Origin of the sequence: Alteromonas sp. S005, from assembly GCF_036864475.1 — a bacterium.
Taxonomy (GTDB): domain Bacteria; phylum Pseudomonadota; class Gammaproteobacteria; order Enterobacterales; family Alteromonadaceae; genus Alteromonas.
In genome coordinates this window covers 83560-107209 of record NZ_JAZETN010000008.1, presented here as the reverse complement: position 1 = coordinate 107209, position 23650 = coordinate 83560, and the positions used below count along the sequence as shown (strand labels likewise).

Here is a 23650-nt window from a genome sequence, read left to right as displayed (position 1 = left end):
CCAAACGCTTTGGTTCTGTATAGAAAAAACACAAAAAAATTAACATAACGTTTGCAAACGACTTAACAATTGTTTAACTTAATTACTCTTATATAAGACACTAGATAAAAGATATCTTTTATCTAGTTCTCGAATAAAAATTCGCGTAGCGCTGTACCCTACGTACTAAAAATAAAAACCAAACACCGTCTACGTACAACGGTTGATATATACAAAAAATGTTGGCCATTGTTAGTTAGAGCGAGATAAGCGAAATACCCTGGAGAACAACATGAATACAAAAAGATCGATCATTAGTAAGGCGGTAACCCTTGCTATGACATCTGGATTGCTGCTTAACGCAAATGCCTATGCGCAAGATGCAGAGACTGAACAAACCGAAGCTGCAAAAGACGATAAGTCATTCGAGCAGATTGTCGTAACTTCACAGAAACGTGTGCAAAGTATTAGCGATGTTCCTGTAGCAGTATCAGTATTACGCGGCGATCAGATAGAATCGGCTTTCGCAAACAATGTTGAAAATCTTCAAGCGCTTGTTCCATCGGTAAGCTTTCGCAAAGGTACAACAACTCGTAACTCTGCACTAACCGTTCGTGGTATTGGCACAATTTCATTTAGTATCGCAGCAGAGCCAAGTGTGGCAACAGTAGTAGATGGCGTTGTATTAGGCCGCTCTGGACAGGCTTTTGCCGACCTATACGACGTTGACCGTATTGAAGTATTGCGCGGCCCACAGGGCACCCTTTTTGGTAAGAATGCCTCAGCCGGTGTGGTAAACATCACCACAAAAGACCCGTCACAGGACTTAACCGGTAGCCTTTCTACTGAATTTTACCAAGACAACGAATACCGTTTAAAAGGCACAGTGAGTGGAGGTTTAACAGACGACCTTTCAGCTAGCTTGACCGTTTTCCAAGGTAAATTCGATGGTTATATAGACAACGTCTATAACAACGAAACAGTAAATGGCTACGACCGCGAAGGTGCACGGGCTGTAGTGCTTTACGAACCAACCAACGATTTAAAAGTTAAATTTATTAGCGAATTTTACAGTGCTGATGACGACTGTTGTGCCGATTTAGAAGGCGTATCAAGCGGTCGTAACCCAGACTCAGAAGCAGCACCAAGCAGCGCAACCATTGCTGATGGTATTGATTTAGAACAGCGTCAAATTGACCATGATTTTGAGTCTCGTACCATCGACGACCATTCAGCCTTCTCTGTGCAAGTAGATAAAACTGTTGGTGATTATACTTTCACCTCAATTACTGCGCAGCGTTCGTGGGAAAATACTGAATTCCGCGAAGGTGACTTCACCTCAATTGCTGGCGACAGCGACCAGCCGGTTTTCGGCGTACCTTTCCAACTACACGATGTGGGTGAACAGGAGTGGAGCCAGTTTTCTCAGGAATTCCGTGTAGCCTCAAATCTAGCAGGCCCGTTTAACTTCCTAGCGGGCATGTTCTACTGGAACATGGATTCAGAGCGTAACTTTACCCGCGATGCCAGCTGCCAAAACAACAATGGTCAGCTTGATCAGGCACTATCTTTTTATGCTGAAAACAATTTATCAGGAGACGACTTAGCCAACGCGATATCAGACCTAGACGCTTACGCTGACTCATTGGGTGTTTCATGTAACGCAAATGATATCGTTTCTGCCACCGCATTTATGAGCACCGAATTTAATAACTGGGCAGTGTATGGCGATGGTACTTATGATTTAAGTGATGATATGCGCCTTATCTTTGGCCTTCGCTATACCGATGATGAAGTGTCTTATAAACATCGCCGCATTAGCAATGATGAATATGGACGTCGTGGTGTTGGTGTGCGCCCTGCTACCGAAAACACGGATGCGGAAGGGGTGGTTGATGAAACCAACCTATCTGGTCGAGTTGGACTTCAATACGACCTTGACCAAAACCAGATGGTTTATGCTACTTACTCACAAGGCTACAAAGGGCCGGGGTTCAACGTTTATTATAACTTCAACCCAGCGAACGACGGTCGACCTATAGGCGCTGAAGAATCTGACGCTTTCGAGATAGGCTATAAGTACGCAAGCCGCGACCTATTGTTAAACGTTGCCTTGTTTAGCACCGACATTGAAGGCTTTCAAGCGAATAACTTCGATTGTTCGGACGGTGCATGTATTACCCGCCTTACTAATGCCGGTGATGTGACAACACAGGGTATTGAGCTTGATATGATGTGGAACGCAACCGACAACCTAACGCTAATCGGTGGTGCTGCATACACGAAAGCAGAAATCGATGAGTTTAACTGTCCTGAAGAAGCGACATGTACTGACCGTTCAGGTCTTGATGTTCCTTTCTCACCTGACATGAAATACTCGCTAACTGCTGAATATTTCATGGAAACCGAGCACGGATTCGATGTTTACTATAACGCATCGTATATCTACACCGACGAACAATACTCTGACTTACCGGGCAACACGGGTGAATTTAATCCGCACTCATTGTTACCTGACTACAGCATGCTTAACGCAAGCGTAAGCTTCTCATTCAAAGACGATGCATTCCGCGTATCGTTGATTGCTAAGAACTTACTTGATGAAAGCTATGCAACAACCTACAGCGGCGATAACTTCCGTTATCAAATCCCTCGCGACGCAGACCGTTACTACGGCGTAGCCTTCAAAGCACAATTCTAAACCTTCAAAGCGTGTGTGTTGAAAGGGGCGTGTATACGCCCCTCTTTTTTTGGTTGAGATAGCGCTTAGGCGGTAGTAAACATAATTAACTACCTGCATGCCTTACCTGTATTTCTCGCGCTAATTTAGCTCGTCGTGCTCATGATGATGAGAGTGAGCATGCAAGTGATCACTTTCATCACGGCAGGGCTCACCCGGTAACTCAAACTCTATCGTGGTATGCGCAAGCCCAAAGGGCGCTAAACGCGCAAGAACTTCTTGTTTGAGTAGTCGCAATTTTTCATTGTCTATTGCACAGTTAATTACCACATGTGCAGTAAGCACATGCTGCTCACCGTCCAGCGACCAAAAATGCACGTGGTGGATCTCTTCAACGTGCTGTAATCCCAACAACGCATCGCTGATTGCATTCCTTGTAGCCAAGTCAGGTACCCCTTGCAAAAACAAAGACATAGTCTGCACAACGTATTTCACTACGTTTATTAATATGAAGAGAGTAAAACCAATCGATAATATTGGGTCGAGTATGGGCCATTCTACAAAGTGAAGCACTATCGCCACCACCAGTACAGCTACCCACCCCATTGCATCTTCAATTAAGTGCCAGTTAAGCACTTTTTCATTCATTGAATGGCCGCCATGAAGCTTATAGGCCGCAAAACCATTTACCAAGATACCCAATATAGCGAGCCCTATCATGCCTTCCGTCATAGGCATCTCCGGGTTGTATAAACGGGGGATAGCTTCAGACAACACCCATATTGATCCAATGATGAGGATCATCCCATTTATCATCGCTCCCATAAGGCTCAAACGCTTAAAGCCGTAGGTGTATTTTTCGGTTGATGCCTTGTGACCTAGTTTACTTAAATACCATGCCAAGCCTATGGAAAGCGAATCACCTAAATCGTGAACAGCATCAGCCATAATGGCGACACTATTCGTTAACCATCCGCCAATAAATTCAATAATAGTAAAAATAAAATTGAGCCAGAACGCCCAGCCAATACGCGCAGAGTCTTTGCGATGAGCCGATGGTTCACCGTGATGATGGCTATGGTGATGCATGTAGATGTCCGACGCTATGAATACCGGACTATACTATGCCAACCTATATCAGTTTTTTCTTCTTTTTTCGATTTTGAAGCTATTAAAATAATGCGCTATGGCAGGATCAACAAACTGAGAATATCGCGTGGCGGGCTTATTGCTCACCACGCTGAAAGGTTAACTAATGAGCCTTACCCGCAGAAACGAGTAATGTAGTCTTGGTGAGGAGGAAGTTTAGCAACAGTTTTTTCAATACCTTGCTTGATACCATTTAGTAAGGTTTCCAGCTCCTGCCGACTCATTGTATCAACAATCGGATGGTAGCTTTGTGGCATTAATCCCTGTCCAATCATGACTTGCTGCCATGAATCATCAAACAATTCGCTACCTTCTCTAAACACACGTCCTGTTTTTTTGAACAAATCTATACGATGTCGCAGAGATGCTGGAATATCCATTTGACGACAGTGTCGCCAAAACGGTGAATCTGTCCTGTTAGTCACATGATAGTGAAGGATAATAAAGTCCCGAATATGCTCAATATCAAAATCAGCTTGGCGGTTGAACTCATCAATATCCTCTTGCACAATTCCTGCAGTTGGAAACATGCGAAGAAAACGCACTATTCCCTGCTGAATTAGGTGAATACTCGTAGACTCTAAAGGTTCAAGGAAACCGCTGGCCAAGCCTAGTGCTAAACAATTCCTATTCCATTGTTTGCGTCTTTTCCCTGTTCTAAAATGAATAACTCTAGGGTCGTTGAGTGGTTTGCCTTCTACGTTGTTTAGCAGTTTCTCAATGACTTCATTATCAGAAAAATAGTTACTACAAAATACCATGCCGTTTCCAACACGATTTTGCAGGGGAATTCGCCACTGCCACCCGGCTTCATGCGCGATACAACGAGTGTAAGGGATAGGTTCTCCAACAGACTCTGTCTGAACCGCTACAGCACTATCGCAAGGTAACCAATGCGACCAGTCTTCATAACCTGTATGCAGTGCTTTTTCTATCAATAGACCTTTGAAGCCTGTGCAGTCAACAAAGAAGTCACCTTCAATTACTTCGCCAGATGCTAAGGTTAACGACGTTATAAAGCCATCCTGCTCTCTTGTTGTTACTTCTTTTATTGTAGAGTCTATGCGGCGAAGACCTTCTTTCTCCGCCAAGTTGCGTAAAAATCCAGCATAGCGCGTGGCGTCAATATGATAAGCGTAATTCAGGCCATTGTTTGGCAAATGAGCGAACTTATTTGCTTCTGCCGCCTTGCGCTCTAAGCAGTAATCACCGAAGTCGGTTGCGAGCCCCTCTTTCAGACCTCGCATCCAGAAATGCTGAAAACCTGCTGCCCAGCAGTCTTTCCCCGTAACACCGAAGGCATGCAAATAAGCATGTTCAAGATCTTTCCAATTTTCAAAATTAATGCCCAGCTTAAACGTTGCGTTGGTTTGGGCCATAAATTCTTGCTCATTAATCTTGAGCAACTTATGAAAAAAGACAAGCGTTGGAATAGTGGCCTCACCTACGCCTACAGTCCCTATTTCAGAACTTTCAATAAGCGTGACGTCAACTTCTTTACCTAGCAGCCGCGTAAATGCGGCCGCTGCCATCCAGCCTGCGGTACCTCCACCGGCTATGACCAATCGCTGCTTTTTCTTTGTCTGCGTAGATGCCATATTTACCTCTAATTTAATGCTTTAAATTGTTAACCAGCCACGCTTTAAACTGGCGTACGGTATTTTCGTCTAGCTCGCCAAGAGGACCTTGCTTTGACGTTGGTATGTGATTGAAACGCGTCCCATCATCATCGAAGACGTAGTGATCAAAAAGCGCCTGCCACGCTCTTCGCTGTGCCTTGGGTAGCTGCTTTAAAGTAAGTAGCGCGTGATATAAAGCATTTTCGGAGCGGCCGATATATGCGGGTACATCCCGCCACCAGTAGTTGATAAGTAGATTAATTGATTCTGTGCCTTCTATGTGATGCCACCACATAGACGGTATGTAAAGCGCGTCGCCCGGTAATAACTCAATCACCAAGGCATGCTTCATCGCCTCCTCAAATCGAGGGTATTTGTTCAGGTCTGGGGCACTGAAATCGACCATACTGATCGGTTGACCTGCAGGCGTAAAATGCAGCGGCCCAACATATAAATTTTTCGTCTGAGAAGGGGGAAACAAGGTTACTCTTCGCTTACCCGAAGCAACACAGATTAAATTATCAGGAGCGTCGTAATGCGCAGCAATTCGGCTTTTGTTGCCAATCCATAGCGTACCCAGTGGCTCTAACGACTCAATCGCAATTTTGTTTTTCCCAAGTAAACCTGGCAGACAGGTATCTACCGTTGTCGAGCCCACATAAAGGGTCTCGGCCGTTGGATTATACTGATCAGCCAAGAGCGCACCTAATGCACTTTTAAAGGACATTTTAGCCCGCGAGAAATTAAAGCCATTGATATCGTCGTTATAAAACATACGACCATCGGCAGACGCTGGCAACCGAATCGCATCAACGACTGCACCTCTATCAAACTCAAGAAGATAGTCACACAACGACTCGTTGCTAGCCTTCGCAGCTTGAACAAGTGGCCACTCGGCAACAAGCTGCTCAATAACGAGCGGTTCGTCCCGCTGAATAAGATAGTCAGCGAGCCCACTTTGCGAGCATTCAAGGGTCGACGTTGTTACAGTTTCTGGCTTGGCACAGCGACGCTGCCACATGTTATCCATAGACGCGAAACACTCTCTTATCTTTGCAACGGCTCAACTGTCTATTTCTCACGCGCGTTCTTTTTTCAGCGTAACAAGAGTACTCAGTTGAGACATAGATGCTAGCATCATATAAATCGTGTTTAGGTGACCTTTCTCGTGCAGATCTCCTAGTGCATCTTTACCCAACGATTTAAGCACATCTTCGTTAATTGTATAAAAGCCAGACAAACGATTCGTTCCGTTACCATCCAAATCAATATCAACAACAAACGACTCGATAAGGTTATTTACCTCAAGGGCAGCTATAAATTGTCCATGGCTAGCTTGAGACTCGTGTAGTGTACTGAGTACATTTGCTACATTGTCGATGTATTCACTGTTACCTCCATGAGGCAAAAACACGTCAACACTATTATCGAGGGGTTCGCTTACCACTCTCGGGTCGTCCATATCCACATGAATAGACAATCGCTCCTGGCCATCCGTGTTGCTTCTTCCGATTAAAAACGGCCCCTTTTCAATCACTAAAGGACGGTAAGATGCGTGCCACTTGTCATCGTCTAGGAATAAGTTTTCACCTTGTTCTAGTCCAAACAATGCAACCATTTGAAAGTTGCCTTCACCATCTTTTGCGAAAACCAGAGGATAATGTGCTTGTGCATGTCTAGCCTCAACAGGAAAAGCGGCGACACACATTCGCTTAGCGTCAGGTGAAAGTGAAAAGTCTTGAATCACTTTTAGATCTTTGTGTTCCACATTGTTTAGCAAAACATGATTTGCCATCATTTTCTCCTAGGTGCAATTCTATGCGCGAATTGCCTTAATTAGTTCACGATTAGTTGGAAGAGCAGCAGCGTGCTTCTGGGACAGTTTTTCGTTCGCCTTTACTGCGTTTAACGTTTGTCCCATCACGCTATCAGAGTATCGAGAGAAGTTAATAGCGAATTGCTCTGGCGCTTTCATTCCGTAAAGTACATACATGTAGCTAGCCGCTGGAAAAAGTTCGTCGGCATAGCAGAAATCTGTTAAAGAAATAGGCCTGTACTGCCACTCAAGCAGCCAATCTCTGAGCTGTTCAGAGGCATTATCAAGGTTAGTCATAAAGCGCCAATAGGGCGAATCCTTTCTTTCGCTTAATACATAATGCAGCTTAAGAAAGTCAACGATACGCTCCCAGCGACGCGTGAAGTTGGTATTAAAACCTTTGCTCACAGAAGGCATAATTTCACGATGATTTGGCAAATGCTCTGATAAAAAACGAGCGGACATTTCGACCATTACTAACGCCGATGCCTCTAATGGCTCTACAAAACCTGCACTTGTGCCTATCGCGACACAGTTTTTAACCCATGCAGTTTTTCTATAGCCTGGACTAAATGTGATTTTTCTAAAATTGCTTTCCGACACATCTTTTGTTTTTTCACATGATGTTAGATAGGCTTTGAGCGTTTCCGCTGCTTTTTCGTCACTTGCAAATTCGCTGCTGTAGACGCAGCCTACGCCTTTTCTGTGCGGTAGACCAATATCCCAAATCCATCCGTTCTCATGCGCTGTAGATAATGTCGCTGAAGCAATGTCAACAGTTTCATTTATATAGCCAGCTTGAACTGCTATCGCGCTGTTATTTTTCAGGCCATGCGATACATCGGTGATGGGGGAATTAAAATGTTTCCCAATCAGGCTTGCAGAGAATCCCGTACAATCGACGAATAAGTCACCATGTATTTCTTGAAACTTACACTGCAAGCTTGCTATATAACCCTCAGCATCTTCTTTTATATGCTCTATATGGTCGTTAACATAAGTAACACCCAATATTTCGATACAATGTGTTTTTAGTAGCTCTGCAAATTTGTGAGCATCAAGGTGATAGCCATAATTAGCCACGGCGGCATAGGGTGGTGTTTGTACCTGCTTTGGCGCTTTAGAAAAGTTACACAGTAATGACTGCGTACTAAACATTTCGGAAAAGGTAGATTTTTGATGCTTGTGACCATGTGATAGCCACCATGCCCCAACTTCACCTTCGAAAAATCCGGCCGGAAGGCTAAAAGGATGGTCGTAGACGTTCTCCGACTCTGTCGACTTCCAGTTTACAAAACGGGTGCCCTGCTTGAATGACGCATCGCACGATGCGATAAAATCGGCTTCACTGATCCCTATTTTTCTCAGTGTATCGCGCATTGTGGGCCATGTGCCCTCGCCTACACCTAATATTTTTACATCCGGGGATTCTACAAGTGTCACCGATACACGGTCATTGTTTTTGATGTTGTGCTCTGCAGCGAGAATTGCAGCTGTTAACCACCCAGCAGCACCGCCGCCTGCCACGACAATGGAAGTTAATGGAGCTTGGAAATGTGATTCCTTCATATTACTTACCAACAATGATGGAGTTTCGACTTGGTGAACACTACTCTATTTCTTACGCAGATAAAAATAGAGCGTTACGGCATAAGCCACAACGCTCTTTAAGTTACAACTTAGTAATACTTAGAAGCTGTAACGGACACCAACATTGTAGCGAGGCTCAACATCATAGATACCCATAAGCATATTCGGGTGTCTGCCATGCGCTCTTTGATATTCGCCGGTTACGTTAATCCCTTCAACAAAGAGTTCAAGGTTCTCATTAACGTTATAACGCACGTTAACATCAATTTGGTCGTATGCTTCTACGTAAGTCGGGTTACGTTCACCGTTTCCGTCAATCGTTCCTGACAGGAACTTATCACGCCAGTTCCATGCAACACGCACTTCCCACTCGTCTTTTTCATAGAAAAGTACGGCGTTAGCTGTATCGCTTAGACCAAGAAGCACGAACTGGTTTTGTACCCCTTCACCTTTATTCGTGTTGTAGTTATCGTAAGTAACATCACCGTCTACCGTTGTATAGTTGACGATAACACCAAAGCCAGTTTCACCGAATATGTGCTGAACCGCCATCTCAAAGCCGTCTACGGAACGAGAGGTATCAGAGTTAACGGCCTGAGTTACTGTAATAGGTAACAGCGGATCTTCGCCAGGTATACCTTGTACAGGATCACCAAAGTTTGCTCGTAAATACTCTAGTACCGCACCAGCATCGTCTGTTCCTAATGCTGCAACAGCTTCATCGTAACGCGGTCCACCAAATGGTGTAGGCAAGTCAAAAATCGTATCTACAAACGTGTCTGAACCAATGAAGTTATCTACTGTTTTATCAAAATAACCGATAGAAACATAACTTCCTTCGCCGTAGTAATACTCTGTCGAGAAGTCGATATTCGTTGATTCAAATGGCAATAGATTTGGGTTACCCGCATTACCTGTACCGCCGTTAAAACGTGCAAGTTGGTTTACGGTTAAGCCACCTTGTATATCTCCGTATCCAGGACGAGTAATGGTTTCACTGTAAGATGCTCTTACATACCAGTCTTCGCTCATCTCCATCTTGAAATCAAGTGATGGCAAGAAGTGGTCATATCCACCGTCAAGTGTCGTAAACGTTTCGCCGTCAATAACTGCATTGAACTCGTTTGCTCCCGACCATTGAATAGTCGTGAACTGAGGAACAAGCGCTGTAGACTCTACGTCAGTATCTTCGTAGCGCAGACCGGCACTTACCCATACTGGCTTACCTGCTAATTCAAATTCCATGTTTGCTTGCAAGTAAGCAGCAATTTGGGTTTCGGTAACACGGCGATCTACTTGATAATTGGGGTCCATACACAAGCGCGTACCACATGGACTGATAGTTTCACCATTTGCTGCCGCTATAGCGCTTATCGCTCCAATCAGGTCTTGAATATTTGATGCATAGTAAAATGGTTCTAAATCAGCACCATTACTACCTAACACATCATCGAAGCGACTTGGAAGATCTTCTTGCATGAAAATATCATCTGGATAATCATCAGCCGTTCCATAACCACCCCATGTATCGCGCTGTGCAACTGAGTAAGCAGAACGGTTTTTCGCTTCCATCGCTGTAACACCAAAATCAATACTCGTGATTGTTCCTTCATCGAAGAAGTAATTACCACGGAATTGAACTTGGTCTATTTCAGACTTCATGTAGCTATTTCTGAATGACGTACCTGATGTAGACATGCGAGCAGGATCTAGCCCGTTCACACCATCTGCGTAAGTAATGTCCATTACAGGGAAGTCTTGTGAGTAGTCAACTTCAGTCAATACCCGGTCAAAAGACACGGCGCTAACCACATTATCACTTCCTAAGTCATTAGAAGGGCCAGCTTCGGCAGTAGATGAATGGACATCTAACTCTAACGTAAGATTGTCTGTCGCAACCCATTCAACATTAAAGCCAAGTGACTTGTTTTCGTTATAGGTTGAAGTATCTGATGTGCCTAAACCAACGTCACAGCATGTAGAATCAGCGTAGATTACTGGGCCCATTACAGAGCCTTCTGAATTCGTGCCAGGAGTATATTCACCATAGGCAGGAAGACCATTGAACCAAGTAGAAAGTTGCTGTCTCTGTGTTTGAACTTCCAATTCAGAGTAGGTGTAATCTAATGTGGTAGTAATTCTGTCGTTAGGCGCATATTGAAGTGTCAATTGGCCATTTGTTCTTGTTCTGCTGAATTCATCAAAGTTATACGCTAGGTTACGAGGTGTTGAATAAACATCATTTGGACCTGGAAGATTGGTGAATGAACCATCGCGAGGAAGTGAGCCCCAGTCACCGCCGTCACCTTTGATAGTATACCAACCATTGCCCGTTTCGGCACTTGCCTGACCGCCATCACGTTCCTGATACGAACCGATAATCTGAATACCAAACTTATCGTCGTTGAATGTTTCACTGTAAATACCCGACACGAGTGGAGTGATAGAGCTACCGGTCTCAGTTGAACCGTCCATCATACCTTTTGCCGTGATAGTGGCCTTTCTTCCAGGGTTTGCCAGTGGTTTTGCAGTAACTAGGTTTACCGTAGATCCGATTCCACCTGTAGGCTGAGATGCAAGACTTGTTTTATACACTTCTACCGCAGAAACACCCTCAGACGCCAAGTTCGCAAAGTCGTATGAACGTGAAGACGATGCAGAAGTAGCAGCAATGTTAGCCGCAGGCATTTGACGGCCGTTTAACGTAACCAAGTTATAGTCTGGTCCAAAACCACGTACTGTAATTCGACTACCTTCGCCTTGAGAGCGATCAATCGACACGCCAGTAATTCGCTGCAGTGATTCCGCTAGGTTAGTATCGGGGAACTTACCAATATCTTCGGCAGAAATTGCGTCAACTACGCCTGATGCTGCTTTCTTTGTCAGCATAGCCTTCGTCAAACTTTCTCTAATACCGCTTACTTCAATAACCTCAAAGTTTCCGGCTTCGATTTCTTTATCATTTTCCTGCGCTTGTACTGGAGAGGTTATGAGTGCTCCCAATACTAATGACATGCTTGATGCCAAACGTGTTTTCTTAAATGTAGTCATGTGTATCCCAGCATTACTGTTTAATGGATGTAGGAAAAGGGCAAGCTATTGAACCATAGTCCTCCCCCAACATTTTTAATTCGATACTTTGTTTTCGGCACTTAAATTCAGCACCTCATGTAAGCGCTTACAAAATAGTGCAGAATATTTGAAAGCGCTTACATATAACAATACGATCAGACGAGATGTAATGCAAGTGTCTAATGAATGTTAATTTTTAATAACAACTAAAAAAATGTTAATAAAAGTTTTCAAAAATAATAGAAGGAAGGGATGGGATAGTTACAACTGAGACATACTTATGAAATCGAACAATGCAACGCATAAGTAATAACGCCGTTACGACCTTTTGGCTCGTAACGGCGCTTATCATTAAATGTTACACAATATGTAAATAGTTTACTCCTGACAACTTATACTCGCTGATTCTGAAGCACTTGGCGTAAACTGAATATCTGCCACGCTCAAACTTGCCTTACCTGAGCTGCCTAGCTCAAAAGGTACGACAAGACCGGTAAAGTCAATACCCTCATCAACAAAGCACTGCAGGTCAATGCTCACGTTTGTCCATGTATCAGCAGGCATTGCTTTAAGCTGCTCGCTAATATCAATCTGCGTTGAACAGCTGCCGGCTGCATCACCTTCGCCCTCACAGTTCATGCCTACGGTAACAGCCCCATTAATATCTGAGTGACGGCTAACGTTAAAGCTTAGCGCCCCGCTAGTGAGTAACTGTGCACTTAAATCTTCGCGGAAAAAGCTTTTGCTCGCAAAGCGCATCGCCGCAAATTCAGAACCATCAAAGGTAACTTTCCGTGCATCTTCTTGCACTACTTTATCGACAGTACGGTAGGTCAGCGCGCCAACGGTGTGAGTGCTTGCGTTCACAGGTAGCGATTCATCACCTGAATACAGCCATAGTACCCACGGTGACTGCACGGCACCGTTTAGAATTTCCATTGCCTCGTTGTTATCCGTGCTTACTTTAATCTCAGTGTTTAGCGAATCGCTTAACACGTTTTCGGCATCAAAGGTTAACCCAAATCCATAGGGTAGCAATGGTTCGTAGGTCTCATCGCCCTTGTTCACGATTTGCTGAGGTTTTGACGGCCAAGAGAAAGAAAGCTTACCTTTAAAGTCTTGCTCGCCAAACAGCACGTCGGCTACCGCAGCACCTTCAGAGCCCGGCAACCAAGCGGCCACAAAGGCGTCGGACGCATTAAGCTCAGCATTTACCCACATTGGACGACCGCTGATAAATATAGATACTACTGGGATACCTTGTGACTTCAGCTTTTCAAGTAAAGCTAAATCTTTCTTACTGCCGTTTTGATAGATTAACGTATCTCTATCGCCATGGCCTTCTGCATACGGCTCTTCACCGAATACCACAATGGCTACATCAGGCTTAGCTTCAAAATCGCCCTCGACAGAAAGCTCAACGTTACCACCTGCACTTTCGACATGCTCTTTGATACCGTCGTATATAGAGCTTCCGCCTGGAAAGTCGTCATTGGTATTATTCGTGCCTTGCCATGTAATACTCCAGCCGCCAGACTGCTTACCAATATTGTCGGCACCATCACCAGCCACTAAGATGTTTTTATTTGCTGAAAGAGGCAGAATTTTGTCATTATTTTTCAACAGCACAAGTGACTCACGTACCGCTTGCGCTGCTACTTCACGGTGTTCTGCTTTGCCAATTAATGAACGGTCACCTGAAAGTGGTCGATTTGCTGGGCTAGGCTTATCAAAGATACCCGCTCTTACTTTCACACGAAGAATTCGGCGCACCGCATCATCGATTCGAGTCATCGGGATAGTGCCGTCTTTTACTTGAGCAAGGGTGTTGTCATAAAGTACCTTCCAATCGTTAGGTACCATAAAGATATCTAGACCCGCGTTGATAGCTTGGGCGCAGTCTTCATTATTACAACCTTTAACTTGCCCATGGCCGTTCCAATCGCCTACTACGAAGCCGTCAAAGCCCATTTGTTCTTTAAGTACATCATTTAATAGATACTTATGACCGTGAAGTTTGTCGCCGTTCCAACTGTTAAACGACGCCATGACAGACTGTGCCCCAGCGGTCAATCCGCCAACATAACCTTGAGCATGAATATCGAACAGGTCTTGCTCGCTGGCTACGTTGTCACCTTGGTCGTCTCCATCTACAGTACCGCCGTCACCGACAAAGTGTTTTACAGTACTAATTACGCGCTGGTCACTTAAAAAGTCTTTGTCCGCTGCGCCCTGAAGACCTTTAACCACAGATGCTGCATATTCTCTAACAATCACTGGATCTTCAGAGTAGCTTTCATAGGTTCTACCCCAACGGTCGTCACGTACAACGGCCACCGTTGGCGCAAATACCCAATCAATGCCCGTCGCCATCACTTCTTTCGCTGTGATATGAGCAATTTTTTCCACTAACTTAGGATTATTCGCCGCACCTAAACCTATGTTATGCGGGAATAAAGTTGCACCTATAACATTGTTATGCCCGTGGACAGCATCAGTACCCCACATCGTCGGAATTGTCGAACCATCTAGGCTGTCGTCGACGGAAGCTTGATAAAGCTTTTCTGCAAGCTCCACCCAATCTTCAGGGGTTGCATGCTTGTCGTTGTTCGGAAATGCGCCACCACCGTTAAGGTAAGAGCCAAACCCATACTTGCGCATATCTTCAACAGTGATGTTGCGAATTTCTGGCTGAATCATCTGCGCAATTTTCTGCTCAAGCGTCATGGTAGATAATATATCTTCAACCTTTTTTTCTACCGCTGGGTCAGACTTTACTTCGATATCTAGCTTAGGCCATATCTCACTGGCTTTATTCGATTTTTCTACGGCACTGTTAACTGAAGACGCGTCTTCATCGGATGCACAAGCGCTAACTAAGACACTGACCAGTGCACCTGCAACAACCTTCGCGATTAGACTTTTTCGCATTATTAATCCTCGTTACTTTTCAGTGGTTTGAAATTTAGATACGCGACTTCCTACAAGGCCATAATAAGCGATGTAAAGATAGCACGAAGCGGGTAATAGGAATGAAAGCGTCACCCCAATCGAGTCGGCCAGCATACCTTGAAAGAGTGGAACAATAGCACCACCCACAATAGCTAAGCATAAAATGCCTGAACCTTGAGGTGTGTCCTTACCTAATTGCTGTAATGCAAGACTAAAAATGGTAGGGAACATAATTGAGTTAAATAAACCTACGCCTAAAATGCTCCACAGGGCAAGATCCCCCGTACTTGAAAGCGATAGCAAAATAAGACCAATCGCCATACAAGCATTGAAAGCCAATACAAAACCACCTGAGATTTTTTGCATGACTACAGCACCGATAAAGCGCCCTACCATGGCACCACCCCAGTAGTACGCCAGCAGTTTTGCTGCACCAGCTTCAGTTAGGCCACCCACCGCTGGGCTAGCTAAATAGTTAACCAGCATACTACCAATGGCAACTTCAGCACCTACGTACATAAATATACCCACCGCACCTAGCACAAGGTGCTTGTGATGCCATGCGCCACCTTTAAATACACCTGCATTTGCGCCCGTGTGATTAAGCTTAGGTAACTTCAAGTACATGAAAACAAGAGCCAAAAGCAGTAGCGAAGCCGCTAATATTAGATAAGGAACCTGCACATCTGACGGACTTGGCGTGCCGCCACCGTGTTCGCCTGTGGCACCGTAAATAAGATAAGAGCCGAAGAAAGGCGCCACTGTAGTACCAAATGCGTTAAACGCTTGAGTCATGGTAAGTCGCGAAGAGGCCGTTTTAGGATCACCAAGTGCGGTGACATAAGGATTGGCAGACACCTGGAGTATGGTAATGCCCGAAGCCAACACAAAGAGCGCTAATAGGAAAACACCATAAACTTGACTTGAAGCAGCAGGGAAGAATAGCAAACACCCCACGCAAGCTATAGCTAAGCCAAGCACAATGCCTTTTTGATAGCCGATACGCGACACAACCATCCCGGCTGGAAGCGATACAATAAAGTATGCGCTAAAGAAACAAAATTGAATCAACATCGCTTGCGTAAAGCTGAGGTTAAAAGCTCCTTTCAGGTAGGGAATAAGAATGTCGTTCAAACATGTAATAAATCCCCACATGAAAAACAACGTGGTAAGTGAGATTAGCGCAAAGCGGTAGTTACCGTTTGCCCCTTGCTCTTGGGCGGATGAAATATTCGGCTGCACTGGTGTGTCCACAAGTAACCTCTGTTGCTATTTTTCGAATTAATGATAAATTTACATTTGAAAGCGCTTACACTTCAAGCAAGCGAAATTTGTAAGCGCTTACATTAAGGTAGATAATTACATGAAGCGTTATCGAATTCAATGTAAATATGATGTTATTTGCGTCGCAATTGGCGAAGTAAATATGACGAAATTGTTATTGCTGGGACATCTCTCCAATGAAAAACATAAACCTTCCCTCAAACTCTATGATGCTGTCTAAAGACTTTCTGTTTGGTGTAGCGACGTCAAGTTTTCAAATAGAAGGTGATAGGAAGGGAAGGTTAGACTGCATTTGGGACACCTTCTGTGAAGAAGACGGAACGATCTCGGATGCAACAAACGGCGATATTGCTTGCGATCATGTTGCGTTATGGAAGCAAGATGTAGCGCTCATCGAAAATTTAGGTGTAGATGCCTATCGGTTATCTATTTCTTGGCCTCGCGTAATGCTACAAGATGGTACCGTCAATGAAGTTGGCATGCAATTTTACGTTAACTTGGTCAATGAAATCGTAAAACGTGGTATGAAAGTGTTTGTTACGCTTTATCATTGGGATTTACCGCAGTACCTTGAAGACGATGGCGGCTGGCTAAACCGCGATACCGCCTACGCGTTTGAGAAATACGCAGAGGCAGTGGCAAAAGCGTTGGGCGAGAAAGTTTATTCTTACGCCACGTTAAATGAACCATTTTGCTCTGCTTATTTAGGTTATGAAGCCGGTATTCATGCGCCTGGTAAAACAGGCATGGGCAACGGGCGTAAAGCAGCGCACCACCTGCTGCTTGCACATGGGCTAGCATTAAAAGTACTTAACCATCATTGCCCGAGTAGCCAAAACGGCATTGTGCTTAACTTTAGCAATTGCCATACGACGACAGATTCTGAACCAGACAAACGCGCTGCCAAGCTAGCTGACGACTACCACAATCAGTGGTACTTACAGCCAATAATCGAAGGTAGATATCCAGATGTTATCGACATGCTCGATGCTGATAGCAAGCCCGAAATATTTGAGGGTGATATGGATATCATTTCCCAACCTATCGATTATTTAGGTATCAATTACTACACACGTACGCTGTATCAAAGTGATGGAAATGGTTGGTTTGAAATTGTTCCACCCGAAACAAACGAACTAACTGCTATGGGCTGGGAAATTACCCCTGATGCATTCGCAGAGTTGCTTATTGAACTGAATGAGCGCTATGACTTACCGCCCATTTACATCACTGAAAACGGAGCGGCAATGGATGATGTCCTTAATGACGGTGAAGTTATAGATGATACGCGCACCGCTTATTTCCACACTCACTTGAATGCCGTAAACCAAGCGATAGACAAAGGTGTGGACATTCGCGGGTATTTTGCTTGGAGCCTAATGGACAACTTTGAGTGGGCGCTAGGTTATTCAAAGCGTTTCGGTATTGTTTATGTTGACTACGACACTCAAAAACGCACGTTAAAACAAAGTGCTTTAGCTTATTCAAAACTGGTTAAGAGTCGCATTAGTGGGTACATTAGCGGTATTAAAGAAGAGTAAGTACTAGAAACCGTATGGCAACCATTTATCAAGTATCAGAAGCAGCAGGAGTATCGCTGGCAACCGTCTCACGCGTTATGAACGGAAACGCGAGAGTCAGCGAGCGTACACGCAAAAAAGTAGAGGACGCCATGGCATCACTGGGCTATCAGCCTAATGCTATTGCTCAATCTCTAGCATCAAACCGCACTAACAGTGTAGGTTTACTTGTTTCCGAACTGCACGGTTCGTACTTTGGTGACTTGATGAGCACGGTTGAACACGTGCTAAAGAAAAGCGGTAAGCACGTAATAATTACGGCGGGGCACGTAGATGAAGAGCGTGAACACGAAGCCATAGAGTTTCTAAAAAGCCGCCGCTGTGACGCGCTTATTTTGCACGCAGAGGCTGTATCTGATGACTATTTGAAAAAACTGGTCGACAGTAAAGTCCCGGTTGTTGTGATAAACCGAAAAGTAGAGCAACTTGACCAGCACTGCTTTGTTGTAGACAACGTGAAAGGTGGCTACTTGGCAACGAAGGCCGCCATTGACGCAGGCCATGAAAATATCGCTTATATTAGCGGCCCGTTATTTAAGAAAGATGCGAGCGACCGTCTTGCGGGTCACAAAAAAGCCCTCGAAGAGGCAGGACTTACCTTTGACAACAAAAGCTTGTTCGAAGGCGACTTTCATGAGTCTTCGGGACAGGAAGGGATGCAGCATCTTCTGGCGACCTTCCCAGGCTTCACCGCGCTTGTGTGCGCGAACGATGAAATGGCCTCTGGCGCTATGACAGCAGCACGAGAAGCGGGGTTTGATATCCCAACACAACTTTCCATTATTGGTTTCGATAACGTGCTATTTTCGCGCTATCTCTATCCTAAGCTAACAACAATTAATAACCCTATTCACGCTATGGGAGAAATGGCCGCTTATTGGGTACTTGAACATGTTTATGACATTAAAAGTCCAATCCCAATTGAGCATTTATTTGTTCCTGAAGTCGTCGATAGGGACACATTAGGCAAATTATAAAATGAATAAAGCCCTGTCCCCCTCGCTATACTACACGCTAATTGTCTCCCTTGGTGGGTTCATATTTGGCTTTGATGCCAGCGTAATAGCCGGAGCCAATGGCTTTATCGACGCCGAGTTTAACTTAAGTGATTGGCAGCAAGGTTTTGTAGTCAGCTCACCCACGTTAGGCGCACTTATTGCCATGCTTTTTGCAGGCGGTATAAGCGATGCTATCGGCAGACGAAAAGCCCTTATTCTCGTGGCTTTCTTATATTTACTTTCATCTGTCGGTTCTGCCCTCGCCCCTAATTTCGAGCTGCTAGTGCTTTCTCGGTTTATTGGCGGCATTGCATTTTGCTCGCTAATCATTGCTCCACTGTATATTTCTGAGATTAGCTCACCAGAAAACCGTGGGAAAATGGTATCGGTGAATCAACTCAACATTGTGTTTGGTTTCGCCCTATCCTATTTCACCAACTACTACTTGCTACAGTTTAGCGGAAGTGGAGCGGCCTGGGTTTCTGATTGGGGTTTAGACACCCATCTTTGGCGCTACATGCTGGGACTTGAGGCTATTCCGGCTGCGCTTTGGTTTGGCCTGCTTTTTACTATTCCACGTAGCCCTCGATGGTTGATACTCAAAGATAGGCAAGCAGAAGCAGAGCAGGTGATAAACCGCCTTTTCGATAAGGCACAGGCCCAGACCCTTGTTAAAGATATTGCATCTTCACTTAATGAGAAGTCTTGGACACTACGCGAACGTCTTGGCTTTTTAAAAGCCAAAGCCATGCGCTTTCCTTTAATGATAGGAATCATTATTGCTATTGCGCAGCAAATAACCGGCATCAACGTTATCTTTTTCTATGCACCTACTATTTTTGAGCAAAGTGGCGTGGGTACCAATGCCGCTTTTATGCAGGCGGTATGGATTGGTGTAGTGAATGTCGCCTTTACTGTTGTGGCTATGGTGACTATTGATAAATGGGGAAGAAAGCCGCTACTTATTGTGGGCCTAATAGGTGTTGTAGTTAGTATGGCTGTCTGTACCTTCGGCTTCAAACAAGCCTCTTACCAAGTTCAAGAATCTGTCGTTATCACTATTCAACAAGAGGCTCCCATCGTAGCAAGCAAATTAGAGCCTCTAACCAACCAAGTCTATTATTCGGACGTGGAGTTTAAACGGTCACTTAAGACTGTTTTATCAAGTGAAGAGTTTGATACCTATCAACAGCCATTACTTACCAGCAGTATCACTATGAACGCGCCCTTGGTGCTCTTTGGCATTATTGCGTTTGTAGCCTCTTTCGCCATGTCTTTAGGCCCTGTGATGTGGGCAATGCTCGCCGAAATTTTTCCTAATCAAACTCGCGGCTTGGCTATTTCTTTGGTGGGCGTCATTAACTCTTTAACCAGCTTTCTAGTTCAAATTATCTTTCCATGGGAGCTGGCTAACTTAGGCGCAGCCACAACATTTGCCATTTACGGCTGTTTCGCATTAGTCAGCCTAATTTTGGTTGCTAAGCTCTTTCCTGAAACTAAGGGTAAAAGCTTAGAAGACATTACAAGAAACTTTGAACACAAGGCTATGAAATAGCGCACTGTGTTTGCAGTGAAGTCTTAATGTCTACTTCGCCTAGTTGAAGGTGCTTTTTTACCTTTAGCGTATCTGGTGTTGTGTGAGACGCTACCAAAACCAAAGCAGTAGCAGAAAGACTATTCAGCACCTTGCTCACCTTTTGTTGTGTATAAGAGTCTAACCCTTCAAAAGGCTCATCTACAGCAAGAACTGGCGGCTTTGCTAATATTGCGCGAGCTAGTGCCAAACGCTTTCGTTCGCCACCAGATAGAGGCCTTCCAGCTTTTCCTACCCAATTCGTCAAAGGCAAAATCGCTTCCAAGCCAAGCGCGGATAACAGATCATACATTTCACTTTGAGGAATATCGTTACCCGCCGGATCTAGGTTTAAAGATATACTCCCAGATAACACGAAAGGCTCCTGCTCTACATAACGCCAGTTTGTCACCATGCCCTCTGGCATGCTTACCCCATCAATTTCACGCTGCCCTGTTGCTGGCAATAACCCAATAATTGACTGTAGTAATGATGACTTACCGCATCCTGATGCTCCCGAAATACAAACAACACCATTCGCCGGTAAAGAAGCATCAACCATACTGGCATGGCGACCTTTAGCAGAAAACTGAATTAAATTAAGTGAATGTTTTATTTCTCTATCACGATGCTGCTTAATTGGCTTGGCTTTAAGTTGCTTAAGGGCGCTGTTACTTTGTTTGTACTGCGCAAACTTACTTACACTTAAAAAGCTTGCACTTGCCCAGTCTGGCGCTGCCAATAGAACCATGGGTATGACTATGGCGATAGGCGCAAATACAAAGGCCGACGCCACGGGTAAAACGCCCGACATGACTAAAACAACAAATAAAAACGCTAATCCCTGAAACCACCATGCTGTTCGTTGTGCCTTAGATTTTTGCGCCAGTTGTAAGCGCCATACTTGGTTAGCAGTCGGTATATCAGCTTTATCGGGTATTGATGATGCAGCGTCACTTAGAACCATTGACTTGTCTAAATGCCAAATAGCACTGCGATTGAAAAAATCAGAGGTTTGCTGGCGAAATTGCTTGTTTGCTTTGTTTGTCTTTTTCGCAAGAGTTAGTGCGCCTAATCCCTGCACTACCACAGCCGCTAGCCAAGCAACAAATAGCGCCAGAATATAAAGTGCGCCTGGGAGGTCGAGGTACAATGCAGCAGCGCATAAACCTGAGAAAATGAATACAACGCTTGAAAGGGGAGCAACCCATGCTATCCATTTGCTCGCAAGTTCTTCAGTATGTTGCGCTAGTGCTTCTGTGGTATAGGCCTTATCAGTAATCTGACTATTTTCTAGCTGACGAAAAACGCGCAACCGTGCTTTTGCAATGCGTGCTAGGAGGTCATTGTGTCCAAACCACATACTCGCATAACCTGACGCGATACGAAGGAGCGCCAAAGCGCGAATAACCACAGCAGGTATCACATAGTTAAACCCCACTGGGGCTATTGCACTTATCGCGATAAACCAAACAGAAATAACAAGAATACTAATCCCAGCTATGCCGTGCAAAAGAGCCAGAAGTAACGTCAGATAAGCGGGTTTTCCGTTATTCAAAACTGAAGCTCCTTTTCTGGTCATTTGAATCTTTATTTACAGCACTACTTACTACTTTCACTACACTTGCTACGTGGCAGTCTTGGTTATTCGGTTCTATACCAGTATCGCTTAGCTCATTATTCATTTGGCTGAGTGACGATTTTTTCTCAACCGACCAAAACTGATTAAACCAATTAGTTGGCAACGCTTTATGAGAGGCCCATATCAAGGTTTTGCTTTCACCTAAACGCTTAATCAACTGAGCTAGCCTATGGTGTTGCTCATCGGGTAAATGTGCGGTTGGTTCATCAAGAAGCCAGATACTTTCATCACGCAATAACGCTCTTGCCAGTGACAAACGCTGTGCTTCACCGCCCGAAAGTTGAGGGTAGTCTGTCATCACTGTATCAAGCCCATAGGGCAACAGTGTTAACCACCCCTCAAGTTCAACATCTTGCAGAGCTGTTATTAAGACGTCGTCGGAGTAAGTATCGTTAAGACATAAATTCTCCCGTACTGTCCCCGGCGTAATAACCGGGTGCTGAGTTATCCACACTACTGGCTGTTCGAATTTATGGGTTGCTGGTCTTTGACCGCTAAGCGCCTCTAGCAATAAGGTTTTGCCCGCTCCAGATTTCCCATTAAGGAGCACCTTATCGCCTTTTGATATTTTTAAAGCGCTTGCTTTAAGCAAGGTATTTTTTCCTTGCTCTTCAGTTAACGAAACAGGGTCTCGCAAATCGAATACATTGAAATTAGACGCTTCTAATAAAAGAGACGTTTCGTTAAGTTTGTTGGCATTTTGATTTTGAGTGTGCACCGCATTCGGCATGTTTGAAAATAACGGGGCCAACACTTCTTGCGCGGCTTCAGCCTGAGCTTTTTGATGATACACCTGCCCCAGCTTTTTCATTTCACTGAGTAGCAAGGGGACGGTAAGTAAAGTCCATAAGCCTTGCTGCAAGGTTATAGCCGGACCAATTTCAAGCTCACCTAATAGCGAAAACCCAATAAACACCGCCACTAACGCAACGGCAAGAGTAGCAAAAAAGTCGAGCACGCTATTAGACAAAAACGCGACGCTGACGACTTTCATGGTACGTGAATTTAAATGTTCGCTTGCTTCTTTTAAAAGGGCAGTTTGTCTTTGATGTGCTTGAAAATTTGCCAACATAGGTAACGCCGCTAAGCGGTCTGTAAACAAGCTTCCCAGCCTTTCAAGAGCAACAAAGTGTTTACGATGCAGTGCAGCCGCGCCCTTACCAACAATAATCATGAAAAGCGGCACGACAGGGAGGGTAATAAATAAACCAAAACCAATGACCGGATTGACATAAAAAATCACTATTAGGGCCAGTAATGGAACTGCCACCGCAATTGCTTGCTGCACGCGATATTCCAGCGCCCAATCTGTAAAAGCTTGTAAATGCTGTAACCAAAGCGTTTGCCAATAATAGACTGAGTTTTGGCGAACCAATGCGTGCTGTCGAAGGACAAATGTCTTCTTTAATTGCATCTCTAATTTGGCAAGCACAGCGCTCTTCGCTTGGTACGACAATCGATTCACTACTCCCTGAAATAACCAGGTTATTCCTAAGCAAACAGATAAACCCAAAAGATCACTTTGTAACGCGGGTGTTTTATGCACCACCCAATCTTGTGCAATGTTAGAAAAATAGTAAAAGCCAATAATCAAAGAAAAAAGCGACAAACACTTAACTGCTGCCAGTGACATAAGCGAACGGCGCAGGCCAAGCATGTGCGCGCTATCCATTTCCTTACACCACTGAGTAAGCGTTTGTCTGTTGGGAACCTTTT

The 23650-nt window shown here is 44.6% G+C and carries 14 protein-coding genes; 4 read left to right on the top strand and 10 right to left on the bottom strand.

Annotation, left to right across the window (positions count from 1 at the left end):
• Positions 1-271 precede the first annotated feature (271 nt).
• The gene (locus V7R55_RS11300) at positions 272-2680 is read left to right on the top strand and encodes a TonB-dependent receptor (RefSeq protein ID WP_334059574.1); all 2409 of its coding nucleotides are present in this window, start codon (positions 272-274) and stop codon (positions 2678-2680) included.
• Positions 2681-2800: 120 nt separating this feature from the next.
• On the opposite strand, the gene V7R55_RS11295 is transcribed toward V7R55_RS11300, so the two are convergent.
• The 8 genes from V7R55_RS11295 to V7R55_RS11260 form a co-directional block, all read right to left on the bottom strand.
• Positions 2801-3748 (bottom strand): cation diffusion facilitator family transporter, encoded by a 948-nt coding sequence (locus tag V7R55_RS11295; protein ID WP_334059573.1) that lies wholly within the window; start codon positions 3746-3748, stop codon positions 2801-2803.
• Between the two features lie 173 nt (positions 3749-3921).
• Positions 3922-5406, bottom strand: a complete 1485-nt coding sequence (locus V7R55_RS11290; RefSeq protein WP_334059572.1) for a tryptophan halogenase family protein — start codon at positions 5404-5406, stop codon at positions 3922-3924.
• Between the two features lie 13 nt (positions 5407-5419).
• Positions 5420-6457 (bottom strand): cupin-like domain-containing protein, encoded by a 1038-nt coding sequence (locus V7R55_RS11285; protein WP_334059571.1) that lies wholly within the window; start codon positions 6455-6457, stop codon positions 5420-5422.
• Positions 6458-6505: 48 nt separating this feature from the next.
• A complete protein-coding gene (locus V7R55_RS11280; protein WP_334059570.1) occupies positions 6506-7222 on the bottom strand; it encodes a SapC family protein in 717 nt (238 codons plus the stop codon).
• Between the two features lie 21 nt (positions 7223-7243).
• Complete coding sequence (locus V7R55_RS11275) at positions 7244-8812, bottom strand: tryptophan halogenase family protein (protein ID WP_334059569.1); 1569 nt, start codon at positions 8810-8812, stop codon at positions 7244-7246.
• Between the two features lie 120 nt (positions 8813-8932).
• Positions 8933-11884, bottom strand: coding sequence for a TonB-dependent receptor (locus V7R55_RS11270; RefSeq protein ID WP_334059568.1), 2952 nt, complete (start codon positions 11882-11884; stop codon positions 8933-8935).
• A gap of 399 nt (positions 11885-12283) precedes the next feature.
• Positions 12284-14836: a glycoside hydrolase family 3 protein gene (locus V7R55_RS11265; protein ID WP_334059567.1), complete on the bottom strand. Its 2553-nt coding sequence runs from the start codon at positions 14834-14836 to the stop codon at positions 12284-12286.
• A gap of 12 nt (positions 14837-14848) precedes the next feature.
• Complete coding sequence (locus tag V7R55_RS11260; RefSeq protein ID WP_334059566.1) at positions 14849-16111, bottom strand: sugar MFS transporter; 1263 nt, start codon at positions 16109-16111, stop codon at positions 14849-14851.
• 206 nt (positions 16112-16317) lie between these two features.
• Between V7R55_RS11260 and V7R55_RS11255 the strand changes: the two genes are divergently transcribed.
• Genes V7R55_RS11255 through V7R55_RS11245 form a run of 3 tightly spaced genes read left to right on the top strand, consistent with a single transcriptional unit; the run spans position 16318 to position 20274 of the window.
• Positions 16318-17682 (top strand): GH1 family beta-glucosidase, encoded by a 1365-nt coding sequence (locus tag V7R55_RS11255; RefSeq protein WP_334059565.1) that lies wholly within the window; start codon positions 16318-16320, stop codon positions 17680-17682.
• Positions 17683-17696: 14 nt separating this feature from the next.
• A complete protein-coding gene (locus V7R55_RS11250; protein ID WP_334059564.1) occupies positions 17697-18698 on the top strand; it encodes a LacI family DNA-binding transcriptional regulator in 1002 nt (333 codons plus the stop codon).
• A 1-nt stretch (position 18699) separates the two neighbouring features.
• On the top strand, positions 18700-20274 hold the full coding sequence (locus tag V7R55_RS11245; RefSeq protein WP_334059563.1) for a sugar porter family MFS transporter: 1575 nt from the start codon (positions 18700-18702) through the stop codon (positions 20272-20274).
• Here V7R55_RS11245 and V7R55_RS11240 read toward each other — a convergent pair.
• Together V7R55_RS11240 and V7R55_RS11235 are read right to left on the bottom strand one after the other, a co-directional pair.
• Complete coding sequence (locus V7R55_RS11240) at positions 20264-21850, bottom strand: ATP-binding cassette domain-containing protein (protein ID WP_334059562.1); 1587 nt, start codon at positions 21848-21850, stop codon at positions 20264-20266. The two genes, V7R55_RS11245 and V7R55_RS11240, sit on opposite strands and share 11 nt — an antisense overlap.
• Positions 21843-23606, bottom strand: coding sequence for an ABC transporter ATP-binding protein/permease (locus V7R55_RS11235; protein ID WP_334059561.1), 1764 nt, complete (start codon positions 23604-23606; stop codon positions 21843-21845). The genes V7R55_RS11240 and V7R55_RS11235 overlap by 8 nt, the downstream gene beginning before the upstream one ends.
• Between the last annotated feature and the right edge of the window lie 44 nt (positions 23607-23650).